At 57.0% G+C, this 15,802-nt stretch carries 11 protein-coding genes; 4 read left to right on the top strand and 7 right to left on the bottom strand.

Annotation, left to right across the window (positions count from 1 at the left end; translation table 11 throughout):
* Nucleotides 1-120: 120 nt before the first annotated feature.
* Nucleotides 121-963 (bottom strand): hypothetical protein, encoded by an 843-nt coding sequence (locus Q0650_RS08045; protein ID WP_298817678.1) that lies wholly within the window; start codon nucleotides 961-963, stop codon nucleotides 121-123.
* A gap of 189 nt (nucleotides 964-1,152) precedes the next feature.
* Between Q0650_RS08045 and Q0650_RS08040 the strand changes: the two genes are divergently transcribed.
* The gene (locus tag Q0650_RS08040) at nucleotides 1,153-1,656 is read left to right on the top strand and encodes a MarR family winged helix-turn-helix transcriptional regulator (protein ID WP_298817675.1); all 504 of its coding nucleotides are present in this window, start codon (nucleotides 1,153-1,155) and stop codon (nucleotides 1,654-1,656) included.
* An 8-nt stretch (nucleotides 1,657-1,664) separates the two neighbouring features.
* On the opposite strand, the gene Q0650_RS08035 is transcribed toward Q0650_RS08040, so the two are convergent.
* The 3 genes from Q0650_RS08035 to Q0650_RS08025 all read right to left on the bottom strand — a co-directional run bounded on the left by Q0650_RS08035 (nucleotide 1,665) and on the right by Q0650_RS08025 (nucleotide 6,039).
* The gene (locus tag Q0650_RS08035) at nucleotides 1,665-2,681 is read right to left on the bottom strand and encodes a glycosyltransferase (protein WP_298817673.1); all 1,017 of its coding nucleotides are present in this window, start codon (nucleotides 2,679-2,681) and stop codon (nucleotides 1,665-1,667) included.
* A gap of 76 nt (nucleotides 2,682-2,757) precedes the next feature.
* Entirely contained in the window at nucleotides 2,758-4,896 is a 2,139-nt protein-coding gene (locus tag Q0650_RS08030) for a (Fe-S)-binding protein (protein ID WP_298817671.1), read from the bottom strand.
* A gap of 108 nt (nucleotides 4,897-5,004) precedes the next feature.
* Nucleotides 5,005-6,039 (bottom strand): ABC transporter ATP-binding protein, encoded by a 1,035-nt coding sequence (locus Q0650_RS08025; RefSeq protein WP_298817669.1) that lies wholly within the window; start codon nucleotides 6,037-6,039, stop codon nucleotides 5,005-5,007.
* 223 nt (nucleotides 6,040-6,262) lie between these two features.
* Here Q0650_RS08025 and Q0650_RS08020 point away from each other — a divergent pair, with 223 nt between their 5' ends.
* Nucleotides 6,263-6,910: a CBS and ACT domain-containing protein gene (locus Q0650_RS08020; RefSeq protein WP_298817667.1), complete on the top strand. Its 648-nt coding sequence runs from the start codon at nucleotides 6,263-6,265 to the stop codon at nucleotides 6,908-6,910.
* Between the two features lie 49 nt (nucleotides 6,911-6,959).
* On the opposite strand, the gene Q0650_RS08015 is transcribed toward Q0650_RS08020, so the two are convergent.
* Nucleotides 6,960-9,809, bottom strand: a complete 2,850-nt coding sequence (locus Q0650_RS08015; protein ID WP_298817665.1) for an N-acetylmuramoyl-L-alanine amidase — start codon at nucleotides 9,807-9,809, stop codon at nucleotides 6,960-6,962.
* A gap of 41 nt (nucleotides 9,810-9,850) precedes the next feature.
* On the bottom strand, nucleotides 9,851-10,012 hold the full coding sequence (locus tag Q0650_RS08010; protein ID WP_298817662.1) for a hypothetical protein: 162 nt from the start codon (nucleotides 10,010-10,012) through the stop codon (nucleotides 9,851-9,853).
* 100 nt (nucleotides 10,013-10,112) lie between these two features.
* Between Q0650_RS08010 and Q0650_RS08005 the strand changes: the two genes are divergently transcribed.
* On the top strand, nucleotides 10,113-12,740 hold the full coding sequence (locus Q0650_RS08005) for a cache domain-containing protein (RefSeq protein ID WP_298817660.1): 2,628 nt from the start codon (nucleotides 10,113-10,115) through the stop codon (nucleotides 12,738-12,740).
* The gene (locus Q0650_RS08000) at nucleotides 12,737-13,912 is read left to right on the top strand and encodes a hybrid sensor histidine kinase/response regulator (RefSeq protein WP_298817658.1); all 1,176 of its coding nucleotides are present in this window, start codon (nucleotides 12,737-12,739) and stop codon (nucleotides 13,910-13,912) included. The genes Q0650_RS08005 and Q0650_RS08000 overlap by 4 nt, the downstream gene beginning before the upstream one ends.
* A 97-nt stretch (nucleotides 13,913-14,009) precedes the next feature.
* On the opposite strand, the gene Q0650_RS07995 is transcribed toward Q0650_RS08000, so the two are convergent.
* Nucleotides 14,010-15,791, bottom strand: coding sequence for an ABC transporter ATP-binding protein (locus Q0650_RS07995; RefSeq protein ID WP_298817656.1), 1,782 nt, complete (start codon nucleotides 15,789-15,791; stop codon nucleotides 14,010-14,012).
* Nucleotides 15,792-15,802 lie beyond the last annotated feature (11 nt).

Below are 15,802 nucleotides of genomic sequence, written 5' to 3'. Positions count from 1 at the left end.
GAGTAAGTGTAGCAGAAAGCAGCTTACCCGGCAAGACCGATCTTCAACTGGCGCGCATCCTTTGCTGAACTGATGATCGGCTGGTCATTGACCAGTGAAGAAGCTTCTTCACAGTTATTTTCAAGTCAGTGAGAGAATAGCCACTCCTCCGATCAGCAAAATCCCTAGCAGACTATATTCGATGATCAAGCGTCGATCCAGTTGGCCGATTCGAGCGTTGCCCAGTAAGCCGATGACAACGTATAACACTGTCAGCAAGACCACACCGGCCATCAGAAAGGTTGTTTGCCAGTAGTTCAGCGCCCACATGAGCTCGGCGATCCCCAGGCCGGCGATCAGCGCCACGCCTGTGGCAACAGGACGGCGTTGAAGGTTTAAGAGGGCGTAGATCAAGAGCGCTGCCACCAGCGCTACCAGCGTTGCCGAGTAGAGGGTGCGGTAACGTGTGTAGTATATCGCGCTAAAGCTACTGAATGCGATCAGGTAGCCGATGATATGCAACACGATCTGCGCTGGCGTATGTACCTCTGGCTGGCGGTCAAGGCTGAAATACTGCGCAACCAGAATCACGAAGAGTGTGCCCGCAGTGATGATGAACGCCAGCACGAAGGCTGTTCCGCCCAAAACCGGATTGAAGAGCTGCCAGAAGGCGTATGCCGCCACAACGTTTAATCCTGGCAAGATCCATAGCGCTGGCGTGATGTTGCGGAATGGTCCAAATCTGCGTACCAACCAGTTTATTGGGTGCGGATGATTGCGCACCGTCCAGCTTGCTCCGAGCGCGGCAATGAATGCCAGCGATCCGACTAACAACCAGGATAAGCTGACCTCGGGCAGGTCGCCGCCGAAAGCAAACCGCGGGTTGACCGCGCTGCTTTCAATCAAGAACGAAATGGCCAGCCCAATGGTGACGATGAAGGAAATGGTGATGATTTGTTCGTAGCGTGGCTGCGGTGTCTGCACCCTGAAACCTCCCTGGTAAGTTGAAACTATTTCATTTGAAACAATGTTGACATGCCATGGTAATCATGTTATAGTTGCATGTAGCAGGAATTATACGGCAGACAACTATCGATCCTGTTTGCCTGAGATGATGACTGGTATTATTGGCTCCTACCCCTGCGCCTCCAGCGCACTAGTGAGGAGACTGCGATGAGCCTCTCCACCGAGCCTACCGGATGGCAGCAGAGTAGTGAGACGACACCTGAACTCGAAGCTTATACCTTGCTGCGTCAGGTTCACTCGATACTCGAAATGTACAATCGCTACGATCTGCGAGGCGAAGATCTGACTGTGCCGCAATTCATGATCTTGAATTATGCCTCACGCAGCGGGGTGCCGCTCAGTGAGATCAGCGCGCGCATGATGTGCGACAATTCCAATTTGACCGGAATTGTCGACCGCCTGATCGCCAAAGGTTATGTCGAACGTCGTCCTGATCCTAACGACCGGCGAGTAAGTTTGATCTGTCTCACCGAAGCTGGCGCTGAAAAGTTGCGTAATTTGCGCCCGCGCCATCACGAACGGTTGCGCAAACGCATGCGTTCCCTTTCTGAGCATGAGGTGCAGCAGTTGCGTGAATTGCTCCGCTCTCTGTACAGCGGGTTGCTGACTCCAGACAATAATGATCGCGATGGTCGGCCATCTGATATGTAGCTTGCAGCCTATCCCACTCCAAGGTAATCTCTTCCCACCCGGTATCCCATCTCGGTCAGCCATCCGTCAATCAGATCACGCGCGCCGTGATTGGTGACGTATACCAGGACAAAAGGTTTGGGTTGGCGTTCGAGCCATGCCGGCGCGCAAACCGGCGCTCCCCAGATCGTCTGTCCGATTTTGGCCGGGTCGATGTCGATCCAGGCAACCGGCGGAAAACCACGCTCGATAAGCCGGCGCGCTCGTTGCCGGGTGACCCTTCCCGCACCCCAGTATACCAGTGGTCTGCCGCTGCGCAGACGAGGATCTTGGGAGAGAAAGCGAGCGCGCAGTTCATCGAATGCTTCCCGACGGTAGCGCGGATCGGTGCGTGTGGCTCGATCAGGTCGCTCGCGCCATGCCAGTAGATTGCGCGGGAGTTTGGCCATCGGCAACCCAGCCGCATGCATTCGCAGCCACAACTCGTAGTCTTCCGGCCATGGGCCATCAATATAGCCGCCGACCTCTTGCGCCGCGCTCCGCCAGTACATCACCGAGGGATGCGCAAAAGGCGCTTCCACATATATCTCGGCAGCTACCTGTTCTGGCGTTAGCACGCGGTTTTGCCAGCGCAGATATTCGCGCAGACCGGCGCGCACCGCCCGCGCCGGGAAGGCAACCACCTGACTGGCGATCAGGGCCAGTCCTGGCTGGTTGCGCAAGGCTTGCAGTTGTCGCTCCAACCGCTGTGGGTGCATCACATCGTCAGCGTCCATGCGCGCCACGATTGGCGCTCGCGCCAGGTCTAAACCCACATTGAGCGCGGTGGGTAACCCGATTGGCCCGGCCTGTACTGGCGTAATACGCGCATCGCGCGCTGCGGCAGCGGCTACGATTGCTGGCGATTCGTCCTGTGAGCCATCGTCGATGGCCAGGACTTCATACTCTACCAGTGTCTGCCGCGCCAGCGAGCGCAAACATGCCGGTAAAGTGGCGGCTGCATTGCGGATAGGTAATACGATGGAAATGCAAGGTGAGCGTACCATCTGTCATCAAGATCGCAACCTGGCGGAACGATCACTGTTCGTCCCGCCAGGTTGTCGCCGGATGGTGGCATTTCAATTACGCCGCGTTGACACTCTCGAGCAGGATTTCGGCTACATCACGGCGCTGGAGCGTCTCGGCGCGCCCGGTGTTTTTGGCTGCATCTTCAAACATCACCATGCAGAACGGGCAGGCAACTGCCAGTGTTTGCGGTTGCGGCGCCGTGAGCTGTTCCAGCCGAATGACGTTCACGTTGCGTTCGCCCCACCGTTCCAGCCAGACGTTACCGCCGCCGCCGCCACAACACATTGCCCGTTCACGATTGCGCTCCGGCGCTTCCACCAGCTCAAGGCCGGGGATGCTGTTCAGCAGGCTGCGTGGATCGTCATAGATGTCGTTGTAGCGCCCAATGTAGCAGGGATCATGGTAAACAACCCGTTCGCTCACCGCTTTCGTCGGCTTGAGTTTACCTTCGCGCACCAGGCGAGCCAGAAATTCGGTGTGATGCACGACCTCGTAATCGACACCGGCCCGTCCGCCAAATTGCGGGTATTCATTTTTAATACTGTTAAAGCAGTGGGCGCAGGTCGTCACGATGGTGCGGAATTTGTACTGATGCATGGTTTCAATCGCCTGCTGCGCTTGCGACTGAAAGAGGAGTTCTTCACCCATCCGGCGGGCCGGGTCGCCGGTGCAACACTCCTCTTCGCCGAGGATGGCGAAATCAACACCGGCTTTTTGCATGAGCTGTACCATCGCCCGCGCCACCTTACGCGAACGCTCATCATAGCTAGGCGCGCAACCAACCCAATACAACACCTCCACCTGCTCTTTTTCAGCCAGCACCGGCACGTCAAGACCTTCCGTCCATGCCGAGCGTTCGCGGGCTGGTAACCGCCACGGGTTACTCTGCCGCTCAATCCCCTCAAGCACGCGCTTGACACCCTGGGGCACTTCACTGGCGATCATCGTCAGATGGCGACGCATATCAACGATGTCATCCACGTGTTCGATCATCGCCGGGCATTCATGCACGCAGGCGTTGCAGGTGGTACAGGCCCACAACTCTTCAGCCTCGATTACCGTCCCGATCAGCGGCAATGTTTCGGCGGTTGCGCCGTTCCCATGCAATTCGGCCAGCCTTCGCACCGTGCCATCTTTGAAATGGATCGGATCGCCGCGCTGCAAATCAGCCAGCTTGGTGATCAGATATTTGGGCGAAAGCAGCGCGCCGCTGGCGTGGGCCGGGCAGACACTCTGACAACGACCGCAGCGCATGCATGCATCGAGATCCATCCGCCGCTTCCACGTCAGATCGGCCAGCGTGGTTACACCCAGATGCGGCTCGTCCTTTTCAATTTCGGCTTCGAGATTGGGGATGGGGTCAAGCGCGCCTTTCGGTTGCAGGTCGCGGAAGAAGGTGTTGAGCGGCGTGTAGAGGATGTGGCGAAACTTGCTGAACGGGAGTGAAGCCATAAACAGGCCGGTTGCCGCGGCGTGGGTGTACCAGAGCACCGGATGGATGGCCAGCGCCACCGGACTGCCGTCGCCTAAGCCGATAGCCCGAAAGATTGTGGCCAGCGCAAAGCCCACATAGGAAAGTTTGGCCCAATCTTGTTCGTAGACGATCGCGCCGCCGATAGTCTGATTCGCGATGCGCAAGCCTTCAATCAGGAAACCGCCGATAGCCAAAAAAAGCATAACGCCCAGCACCCAGGCATCGGTGCGCCGGTTGTCGAGCCGGTCGGGTTTCGCGCGGTAGCGCCGCCAGGTTGCCCAGAGTAACCCGGCGGTAAAGGCGAGGCCAAGCGTGTCGAGGATGAATTCGTAACTCTTGTAGAAATCGCCAACCAGGATCTTGCCGGCCTGTTCACCCATTAACGGAATGGTAAAGTCCTCTTCGACTGCGATAATGTCGGTGCCAATAAAGAGGGTGAGAAAGCCAAAAAAGATCAGGGCATGCATGACACCAGCGCGGCGATCGCGCAACACCTTCTTTTGGCCGAGACTCTGGCGGGTAAACTCTAGCAGACGCGCGATCGGATTGCCGATCCGGTTGGCCGGTCGCCCGCGCCGCCAGCGCGCGATGTCGCGCAGGATGCCCCACGCCATAATGACAGTCGTGATCAGAACGGTCAGGTAAAGGAACGTTGCGCCAATCTTGGGGTCGATGTTCCAATAGATCTCGCGGATTGCGATAATCTGCTCTTGCTCCATTGCCTTTCTCCGCACAAATGCTGGCGCCCGGAACTGCGCTGATGATAGCATTCACGCTGCAAAGCGTCAATGCGACAAGGATAGCGCGATTGCGCGGCGCGTCAAAGGTTAGTCAGCAAAGGCTACCAGTGGCCCGCGCGCGCTGACCCGCACTCGCGAACCGGGTGGCACATCGTGCCAGGGAGCGAGGCGCGCGCTGATCAACGACCCATCGCTCAGTCGCACATCGCAACGCACATTGGCGCCAAAGTAGTTGCGTTCAACAATCTGGTGCGGCGAGTCCTCATCAACGGTCAGTTCAATCGCTTCCGGTCGAATCATGACCTGAACCGGGCCGTGATGCGGGGTGAGCAAGGGCAATGGGCCGAGAGGGCTTTGCGCGACGCTGCCATGAGCTTCAGCCGGGACAAAATTGGTCTCGCCGACGAATGCAGCAACAGCCCGCGTGGCCGGACGCTCGTACAATTCGCGCGGTGGCGCAACCTGGACAATTTGTCCGCCGATCATCACGCCAACCAGATCGGCGATGCTGAGGGCCTCTTCCTGATCGTGAGTCACAAACAGGGCCGTTGCTCCTTCGCGGCGCAGAATCTGGCGCACCTCATTCCGCACTGCCAGTCGCAAGCCGGCATCAAGGTTTGAAAAAGGTTCGTCAAGCAGAATGAGCGCCGGACGTGGCGCCAGCGCGCGCGCCAGCGCAACTCGCTGCTGTTGCCCCCCTGAAAGTTCATGCGGCATGCGCCGACCGGCATCGGCTAACCCGACCAGCGTCAGCAGCTCCTGAACTCGCGCTTCACGGTCGGGGCTGCGCGGCAATCCATACGCTACATTTTGCGCCACGCTCAAATGCGGGAAGAGCGCATAGTCTTGAAAGACCATGCCCACCCGGCGTTGTTCGGGGGGAATACCGGCGCCGCATGGCCCTACCACCGTGCGACCTCCGATCATGATGACGCCGTTGTCGGGTTGCTCGAAGCCGGCAATCAGGCGCAATAACGTGGTTTTGCCGCAACCTGACGGCCCAAGCAAGGCCATAAATTTACCTGCTTCCAGTTCAAGGTTGACATCGCGTACCGCAATGAGCGATCCATATCGACGGCTGAGGCGCTGGATAGTCAGGGCAGTAGTATCAGTGGTGATCATTTTGTGGATGTTTAGTTCTGGTAATGGTTGCCAGTTCCTGTTCTTTATCCGGTACCGAACAAGACTGGTGATGTGTATGCTCGAGCAAGCCTCTCAATCAGATTTTAACATACACGTGAAAGTTGTTACTCATTTACCGCCTGGCGCATAGCCTCGTGGTATAGTTGAATTATGAAGAGCAGCGAAGGCGCTGCTCGCGACGAGGCGTTAGGGAGGTAGCGTTATGTTTGTTGGCGAGCGCATGTCGCATCCCCCAATTACGGTTACTCCAGACACGTCCATTCATGATGCAATGCACTTGATGCGTACCGAACATATTCGGCGCGCTCCGGTCGTTTCTCACGGTCAACTGGTTGGTATCGTCTCGCTTAAAGACCTGATCAACGCCTCGCCTTCGCCGGCAACGACGCTGAGCGTGTGGGAATTAAATTATTTGCTGAGTAAGCTGACGGTTGAGCGCGTGATGACCCGCAATGTCTACACCGTCACCGTTGATACGCCGATTGAGGAAGCGGCCCGAATTATGGCTGACCGGCGAGTGGGTGGTTTGCCGGTAATGCGCGGAAATGAGCTGGTCGGAATTATTACCGAGACCGATCTGTTCAAGATTTTTCTCGAGCTGATGGGCGCGCGCAGTCCCGGTATTCGGGTGACGGTAAGCATGGCCGATGAGCCAGGCTCGCTGGCTAAACTTACTGCCGCTATCGCCAACAGTGGCGGCAATATTATCGCGTTGGGCACCTTTGCCGGCGAAACGGCGGCGCTGTCGGAAGTAACGTTCAAGGTGAGCGGGATGACGCTCGATCAGGTGCGTGAAGTGGTGACTCCAGTGGTGGCGAAGTTAATCGACGCGCGCGAGAGTCATCCGTAGATTCACCCGTGGGGCGGGCGCGGCAGTTTTGCCGCGCCCGCGCCTTTATTTATCGCGCGATGAATGGTAGTAAGCTCTGGTAGATTGTCATTGTTCCATCAACCCGGAATTGTAACGAGATGATTTCTCCTTCATTGCCGTTGCTGTCGATGGCCTGATAACGCAGATGGTAATCGCCATCTGCCAAAGCGCCAATTTCGATCCTGTTATCGGTCGTGGTTACCCAGGTTTCCCCATCCCACGAGTAGCGCAATGTGGCGCTGCCGCCACCCAGATCCGATGCGCTCAGATGTAGACCAGTCAGAGTGCGGAAGCTCCGTCCTACCCCTTCGCCCTCGACAAGGCCATCGCGCGCCAGACCAAAATCGCTAGCGCCGGGTTCTTTCACGCGATAGCCAACGGCTGCACTGCCTTCCAGTTCAAAGTACTTGATAGCAAGTGTGTGCAACCCGGCGGTAAGCGAGATCGTGCCCGTGACGGTGGTAAACGGGTGAATGCCGGCGTTACTTACTACGAGGCGCTCATTCACCCATAGCCAGGCGCCATCATCACTGCTCAGCTCAAAGGTATATTCGCCGCTGACCGGCGCGATAAAGGTGCGCGTCTGTTCGATCAGGAAATGGTCACTAAGCCCCGGCAATGGTCCGCCACTGCCCCATTCACGTAACTCACCCTGCCAGACAAAGCTTCCCAATAGTTCACCGCGTCGCGCGCTGAGTGGATTCTGGGTGCGGGCCAGTAATCGTTCGGGTATGTTGGCCAGGCGATACACCATCGCCAGCGGCTGCAAGAGGCTATTATAGCGGGCTGGTTGCGGCGATTGCCGCTCCGGCGTGATCGTTATCTGCTGTTGGGCTTGTTCAGTGGCGACATAGGCCACGTATTCGTGAATTGCGCCGGCGCGCAAGGTGACGACGCCCGGTATGCGAAAACGCACATAGCCGATAATCGTTTGGGTCTGGCCGGGATCGAGCCGGCCACTAATGCCCCATCGCCACGGATAGCCGCCGGTGGCTCCTGCGCAGGTGACGCTTCGTTCGACCGGCCCTAGCATCACCCGGAATCGTCCTGCCTCTTTCGGGAAGGTTGGGTAACTCTGACCACTCGCGCCAAGAAAGCATTCACCTTCATCGTAGACATATCCATCACGCTCGAATGTGCCGGCATTCAGGTCAAACACACTCCCGCCGATGGGGTCCTGACCGTAAATCGGGACGGTGCCGACGTTGCGCACGGTGAAACGTACCGGTAACACTTCGCCGGCGGCAATCGTGGTTGCGCCATACTCAACCGCAACCAGTTCAAGGCGCTGATTGGCAGTATCGATTGGCTGCCATTGCGCCGCATCGAACAATACAGCGCGTTGCGCATTCAAAGGCTCGCCGGTCAAATCAGATAGCGTAATACCGGCTGTTGCAACGGCAAAGTTGTAAGTGCCGAGATCAATCCAGCCCGCCTGACTACTCTGATCGACCACGCGCACAACTTCGCCGCTGGCAGTAGTGATCCGGTATTTAGCCTGTCGGCTCGGATTAAGGCCGGTACAGTTGTCTGGAATGTGAACAAGCACCCGGTAGACGCCGGCTGTTGGTAATGTTGGTCGCCAGGTCGCCCAATTGGTGCTTTCAGCCTGCTGATCGGTTGCAAAGGTATAGATTGCGCTACCGCCATAGCCGCAACTGGCTTGATACCATCTGGCATTGCTGCGAGTGAAACTACTCTCGCGCTCCTCGACGACGAGATCGCCGTTATCAGGCTGGCTTTCTCCGGCGAGCCGTGATTGCACGCGCTGCCGGATCTGTGGCAGCATGGTAAACAGTCGATCACCAGGGCAGGTGGTGTGGCCGGGAGTAACCTGACGGTGACCGCTGATATGGTCAACGACTGCTCCGGGATTAAAAGGCGAGCAGTAACGCGAGATGGAACATCCGTAGTAGAAGCTGCGCCCTAGCGGATCGATGCGTTTCTGATCGGCCTTCCAGGCCAGCAGCGCCACCAGTGAATTAATGGCCTCTTCTGTTGGATCGGTGGCGCTATACGTGCCGATCAGCGCAACCCCCATCGAGCCGTAATTGGCCGTATCGTGAAAGCCAACTACATCGTCGCCACCGGCTCGTCCTTCGTAGATCACGCCATTGGGATCGATCAGGTAGTTGTAGCCAATGTCGCCCCACTCACGCGAATAGGTATGGAATGACCAGATCGAGCGCACGACATCGGCCCAGGTTTGATTGCCGGCCAGAGTGTTTGAGGTTGCCGTGTGATGGATCACCAGATGCCGCACCGGATAATATGCCGGTGGCGCTTGCGGACTGGTCTGACCGTGCGGATTGCCCCAGGCGGTGCGACTGATCACCGGTGGTCGGGCAACACCGGTTAATGTGGCAACCTGATCTGCTTCTGGCCAGGCCGGGCCAAATCGGCTGTCAACGGTACTAATCTGCACCGAACGCAATGCGGTTGGATCGGCAATTTCGATCTGTACCTGATACCAGCGTTGATCATAACCGGTAAAGAGAATATCGCTCCAGTGTAGATCGAGGCTATCGCCCGGTTGCCATAATTCTTCATCCTCGTTGATAGCCGTCCATTCACTCCAGCTTACTCCATCGTTGCTTACGCGCACTGTTAGCGCTGCTGGCACATCGGGATCGGCTGACCAGCGCGCAAGGAGATGCGTAAATGGGCGTGGCGCCCGGGTGGGTGGCGTGAGATAACCGTTTGGCCTCACCAGCAATGCCTGGGTATTGATTGACGTTGCAGTCGGATCGGTAACGAAAATCTGATCATCAGGCCGGCCATCGGCCAGCATGGCCGGCGCCGCCGGAACCGACTCTAACGGCAGGATCATCGCCCAGAGGATGCCGACAACGATAATAAGACGAACACAGGTATGCATCGTACACCTCGGCGAATAAATGGCTTGTCTTCCCTATGAGTTTAACGATAGACTGTCGTAATATTGATAAAAGACGGTGACGGATTGATGACAGAGGTCGTAATGATGAGCGCAATTGGAATCGGGTGTAGCCTGCGCGCATAAGCCAGATTCTCGATCTCGATGGAACGCCACGTTGTTGCGCCCTGTAAGCCATCCGTCATCCAGGGCTAATTGCTGATTGAGCCAACTTCTGCTACCATACATAAAGTTAAATGACATGCCGGGAATGTGAAATCTCACCGTCGTAGCAGCCAGCATTTTATGAACGCTATTCGCTCGAGCATTCAACTCAAAATCCTGTTACTGCTGCTCGGTCTCGCTTTGCCGCCCTTGATCCTCATCGGTTGGCTCGGACTGAGCAGTTTGAATATTGCCCGCGAAACGACAGTGGCCGAGGGCACTGCCTCGTTGCGTCAGCAAGCAACGGCGAGTCTGCTGCAACGCGCCAGCGACAAGGCTCAGTTCTACGATGCCGCCCTGATCGGCGTGCAGCAACAGGTTGAGGCAGTGGCAGGTTATGCGATCGAACGGTATGGTGTTCCGGCGTCAGTGCCTGGCAGCGAACGTGTGTGGATCGCGCCGCGTCCGACCAATGAACTGTTGCGCGCCTATGCGGGTGAAGCTGCGTTTGTGCGTCAGTTCATCCCGATTCTGCGCCAGTTGGTCGAGCGTAACCCCCTGGTCAATATCGGCTATATTGCCCTGGAATCAGGTGGCGTGATAGCCTTTGACAACGAGGCGGTCATCGACCAGTTGTTGACACTTGAAGCATTTGATCCGCGTGTGCGTCCCTGGTACACCAAAGCGCGCGATGCCGGCGTTACGGTATGGACTGAACCCTACGTCGATGCCAATACCGGTCTGCTGGCTACCACCTGTGCCAGTCCACTCTACGACGGTCAAGGTCGATTTATCGGTGTGGTGGCGTTCGATCTCTTGCTCGAAACGATCCAGCAAGACCTGCTGACCGTTGGTGTCGGTTCGAGCGGCTATGCACTGCTGATTAATGCCAATGGCGATGTTGTTGTGCGCCCGAATATGCAGGTTGAAGGACGCTGGGATCAACCCTACCGCACCGAAAACCTGCTGGAAACTGACAACGCCGAATTACGCGCCGTGGCCGCCAGGATGGTTGCGCGCGAGGCGGGTGTGCAGTTGATCCAAGCCCAGGAACAGTCCAGTTATGTAGCGTATGCGCCGATTACCACTGCCGGCTGGAGCGTGGCGCTGGTTATTCCGGCCAATGAAATTGATGCGCCGGCAATTGCCACCGGTCAGCGTCTGAGCGAAAGTCAGAGCCGGTTGTGGAACCAGCTTGTGGCGGTCTTGCTGATGATCATTGTTTCGATCAGCATGCTCGGTATCTTGCTCTCGCTATCATTTACCAACCGGATCAGCGTATTGCGGGAGGGTGTGCAGGCCGTCGCCGGTGGCGATTTAACGCAGCGCTTGCCTGCGGCTGGCAGTGATGAGATCGGGCAACTGGTTGATGCTTTCAACCGTATGACCGACACGTTGCAGAGCAAGATTTTCGAGCTGGAAGAAAATTCCCGTCAACTGGCCACTCTTAATACAGTTTCGAATGAGTTGAAGAGCATTCTCTCGTGGCCGGTATTGCTTGAAACTATTCCCAAGATCGTATGTGAACGTCTCGGGTTTGATCGCGCTGTGCTCTATCTGGTCGATGGCGAGGTATTGCGCGCAGTTAGCGCGTCGTTTGGGCCGGGCAACGAGTTGCAGGCTCAGCAGTTTCTCGCCGTGGCCAACACTACACCACTGCGGCTTGATGGCAGCAGTGTCGAAGCGGACGTGGTGCGCAGCCGAAAAGCGATCATTGTCGATAATCCCTGGGAGCATCCTCTGGTAGATAAGGCGAAACAGGCGGTTTCAGCCAGCCGTTCTTTCGTCCAGGCGCCAATCTTTGGGCGCAACGATGTCGTGATCGGCATTCTCTCGGCTGATTACAAGCTGAGCCAGCGTCCGGTACAGGCCCGCGATGCCGCTCAATTGCTGATGTTTGCCAGTATGGTTGGGTTGACTATCGAGAACGTGCAGCTCTACAACGAACTGGAGCAGCAAGTAGCTCAGCGCACGGAAGAGCTGCGCGCCGCGCTTGAGCGGGCACAGTTGGCCGATCGCCGCAAGAGCGATTTTCTCGCCAGTATCAGCCACGAGCTGCGCACCCCGCTGAATGCAATTATCGGCTTCTCAACCGTTTTGCTCGATGATACCGATCAGCCATTGACTCCCACACAGCGCGAAGATGTGCAGAGTATCAATCGCAATGGCCGCTTCTTGCTCCACCTTATTAACGAATTGCTCGATCTGGCCCGAATCGAAGCCGGTCATCTGAATCTTGAGATTGAAGAGGTGAATCTGCATCTCATCGCGAGCGAAGTGTGTGATACCGTGCAATCACTGTTGCGCAATCGTCCGGTAATGCTGCGGATGGCGTTGCCGGAAGCTTTGCCGGTGGTTGCTGCTGATAGCGATCGCCTGCGCCAGATCCTCTTTAACTTGCTCTCGAATGCAATCAAGTTCACGGAACGTGGTACTATTACCGTAAGCGCACAGTTGTATGATGAAGTTGATGCCGATGGTAAAATCGGGCGGTACGTGGCAGTAAGTGTGTCAGATACCGGTATCGGTATCCCGCTCGAACGGCAACAAGACATTTTCGGCGAGTTTGTGCAAATCCACGGTCGGCGTTCACGTCTCGGTGGCACCGGTTTGGGGCTGGCAATCACTCGCAAACTGGTGCTGGCACAGGGTGGAAGGATCTGGGTTGACAGTACGCCGGGCATCGGCTCAACATTTACCTTTACCGTTCCAGTTGCTCAATCTGCACTGCTTGCTATGTCGGTGGATGCCAATGTTGTCACGCCATGAGCCAGCCATCACAAATCCTGTACATTGAAGATAATCTCGATAACCAGCGCCTGGTCCAGCGCGTGCTTTCGGCGCGTGGGTATCAGGTGGTGATCGCTGAAGATGGGCCGAGTGGTCTGGCGCTTGCCCGCACGACTCAACCGGCGCTAGTGCTGGTTGACCTCGGTATTCCCGGTCTCGATGGGTATGAAACAACGACCCGCCTTCGATCATTACCGCATCTGCACAATGTGCCGATTATTGCTTTGACAGCGGACGCTTCACCGGGATCGCGCGAGCGCGCGCTGGTGGCAGGGTGTGATGGGTATCTGAGCAAGCCAATCGATGCGCGCGCATTGCCCGCGCAAATTGCTGAATTTATCGAGGGCCGACGCGAGCGAATACCCGCGCCGCTGGAGACAGAATTGCTCCGCTCGTACAATCAGAAGCTGGTTGAACGCCTCGAGGCGCGGGTGCGCGAATTGACCATTGCCAATGCGCAACTGCAAGATCTCGACCGCATGAAGGACCAGTTCCTCGCCACACTTTCGCATGAATTACGCACTCCCCTGACCTCACTGCTGGGTTATCTGGAACTGTTTGATCGCGGCATGCTTGGCCCACTCAATCCGCAGCAGGAAGAGGCTATTCAGGTGATGCGACGCAGCGGCGAGATCCTGGCCCGTCAGTTGAATAACTTGCTCTACTTTCAAGAAGTGCGGAGTCGCTCGCTCAACTTTGTGCCGATCCAACCGCTTGATGTGCTGCGCCCTCTGATTGCGGCGGCTCGTGAGCGAGCTGCGCAAACGCAGTTGCACTTTGAAACGGTGCTTTCTGACATTCAGCCGATTGAGGTTGACCGGTCGGCGTTTGAGCACATGGTGCGCAATTTGCTCGACAACGCCTTTCAGTATACCCGGGCAGGCGGGAAGGTGCGGCTCATCGCGCGTGATGAGCCGACCCGGCTCATTATTCGGGTAGAAGATACCGGTATCGGGATCGCCCCGTCTGAGCACGAAAAGATCTTTCTCCCCTTCTATCAGGTGGATCATTCACTGGCGCGCGGCACTCCTGGGAGTGGCCTCGGTCTGGCGATTGTGCGCCATATCGTTGAGGCGCACGGTGGCCAGATCGCGTTGCGTAGTGCGCCCGGTGAAGGCAGCGCTTTTACCGTAGCAATTCCGCGTCGCTGAGAGCGGACGTGATTACACGTTCCTGATCGAACAGGATCGGCGCGAACACGCGCATGTACGGTGATCCCATGTCGGTAAGCGCGCGCGTTTTCAATCGTTAATTCACCTCGGCAAACTGCAATTGATATAGCCGGTAGTAGTACCCGCGCCGCGCCAGCAGCTCGTCGTGGCTACCATCTTCCACGACCCGCCCTTTGTGGAGCACAATGATCCGATCAACATGGCGAATCGTGCTCAGGCGGTGAGCAATAATGATGCTGGTGCGATTGCGCATCAGGCGCGCCAGCGCTTCCTGAATCAGTGCCTCGGTTTCGGTGTCAACACTGCTTGTCGCTTCATCGAGGATGAGTAACACCTCCGGGTTGAACGCAATAGCGCGGGCAAAGGCCAACAACTGGCGTTGACCAATCGATAAATTGGCGCCGCGCTCGCGCACCTCGTGATTGTAACCGCCTGGAAGCTGCTCGATAAAGCGGTGAGCGCCGACCAGTTCGGCGGCAGCGCGCACCTGTTCGTCGCTGATGGCGGCGTTGTGCAGACGGATGTTGCTGGCAATCGTCCCGCTAAAGCAGACCGGATCTTGCGGCACGGCGGCAATATGGCGGCGTAGTTCGGCCTGAGACAGTTCGCGAATATCGATGCCATCAAGCGTAATACTACCGGCCTGCACATCGTAGAAACGGGCCAGCAACCCCACCAGTGAACTCTTGCCGGCGCCGGTTGCGCCAACAATCGCCACCGACTGCCCGGCAGGAATGCGCAGACTGATTCCGCGCAGCACCGGCTCAGCCGGATTGTAACCAAACACCACGTTCTGGAGCTCAATTTCGCCGCGAACCGGTGTCGGCAAGCGACGCGGTTGTTCTGGATCGCGCACTTCAGCCTCGGTATCGAGCACGGCAAAAATGCGTTCAGCAGAGGCCATCGCCGATTGTAGCACGGTGTAACGCTCGGCGAGGTTGCGAATCGGTTGAAAGGCTCGCTCAAGATACTGGATAAACGCGGCCAGCATACCGAGTGATGCCCAACCGGCGAGCACGCCATTGCCACCTCCCCAGAGCAATGCCGCAGTGCCGATGGCAGCCAGCAGGTTAACCGACGGGATGAAGATGGCGAAAATCAATACCGAGCGAATATTGGCCTGCATGTAGTCGTCGCTGAGACGCGCAAACGTCACGCGGCTGCGGTCTTCGCTATTAAAGAGCTGCGTGACCAGGATGCCACTGATTTGTTCGCTCAGGAAGGCGTTGATGCGGGCCAGTCGTTGTCGCACCAATCGATAGGCTGCGCGCATAAAACGCTGGTAGATCGCAACGATCAGGCTTAGCGCCGGCAACGTAGCGATACTGATCAGGGCTAACCGCCAGTTGAGCGCAAACATTACCACAATGATCCCGATCAACGTCAGCAGATCGGCCACGATCATGACGACGCCCTGGGTAAGAAACTCGTTGAGCGCGTCAACATCATTGGTGATGCGGGTAATTAGTCGTCCAACCGGATTGCGGTTGAAGAACGACAGACTCATATGCTGGATATGGCGGAAAATCGCCACCCGCAGATCCTTCATCACCTGTTGACCGACGCTGTTGATGAAGTACGAATGACTATAGCGAAAGAGGAAATTGGCCAGCAACGTGCCGAGAAAAGCAACAAAGTAGGGCCAGATGCCATCGACTGCGCCGGCGCTGATCGGGCCGTCGATAGCGCGCTGAACGAGGAGTGGCGGCAATAGATCGGTGAGGATAGCGCCGATCAAAAGGATGACGGCGATGCTCAGTCGGCCCCAGTACGGAGTAACATAGCCGGCCAGACGGCGCACTAGTCTGCCGTCATATGCCTTGCCAAGAATGGTATCGTCATCAAATCCATGTGCCATCGGTGGCTCCA

The organism is uncultured Chloroflexus sp., from assembly GCF_937129525.1.
Classification (GTDB): domain Bacteria; phylum Chloroflexota; class Chloroflexia; order Chloroflexales; family Chloroflexaceae; genus Chloroflexus.
The sequence above is the reverse complement of the archived record's forward strand: the minus strand, read 5'-3'. Positions and strand labels throughout refer to the sequence as shown.

Excerpts from the sequence above, each read along its gene's own strand:
- Q0650_RS08030 (WP_298817671.1), bottom strand. The coding sequence starts at position 4,896 with ATGGAGCAAGAGCAGATTATCGCAATCCGCGAGATCTATTGGAACATC.
- Q0650_RS08015 (WP_298817665.1), bottom strand. The coding sequence starts at position 9,809 with ATGCATACCTGTGTTCGTCTTATTATCGTTGTCGGCATCCTCTGGGCG.
- Q0650_RS08040 (WP_298817675.1), top strand. The coding sequence starts at position 1,153 with ATGAGCCTCTCCACCGAGCCTACCGGATGGCAGCAGAGTAGTGAGACG.
- Q0650_RS08005 (WP_298817660.1), top strand. The coding sequence starts at position 10,113 with ATGAACGCTATTCGCTCGAGCATTCAACTCAAAATCCTGTTACTGCTG.
- Q0650_RS08000 (WP_298817658.1), top strand. The coding sequence starts at position 12,737 with ATGAGCCAGCCATCACAAATCCTGTACATTGAAGATAATCTCGATAAC.
- Q0650_RS08010 (WP_298817662.1), bottom strand. The coding sequence starts at position 10,012 with ATGACGGATGGCTTACAGGGCGCAACAACGTGGCGTTCCATCGAGATC.
- Q0650_RS08020 (WP_298817667.1), top strand. The coding sequence starts at position 6,263 with ATGTTTGTTGGCGAGCGCATGTCGCATCCCCCAATTACGGTTACTCCA.
- Q0650_RS08035 (WP_298817673.1), bottom strand. The coding sequence starts at position 2,681 with ATGGTACGCTCACCTTGCATTTCCATCGTATTACCTATCCGCAATGCA.
- Q0650_RS08025 (WP_298817669.1), bottom strand. The coding sequence starts at position 6,039 with ATGATCACCACTGATACTACTGCCCTGACTATCCAGCGCCTCAGCCGT.
- Q0650_RS07995 (WP_298817656.1), bottom strand. The coding sequence starts at position 15,791 with ATGGCACATGGATTTGATGACGATACCATTCTTGGCAAGGCATATGAC.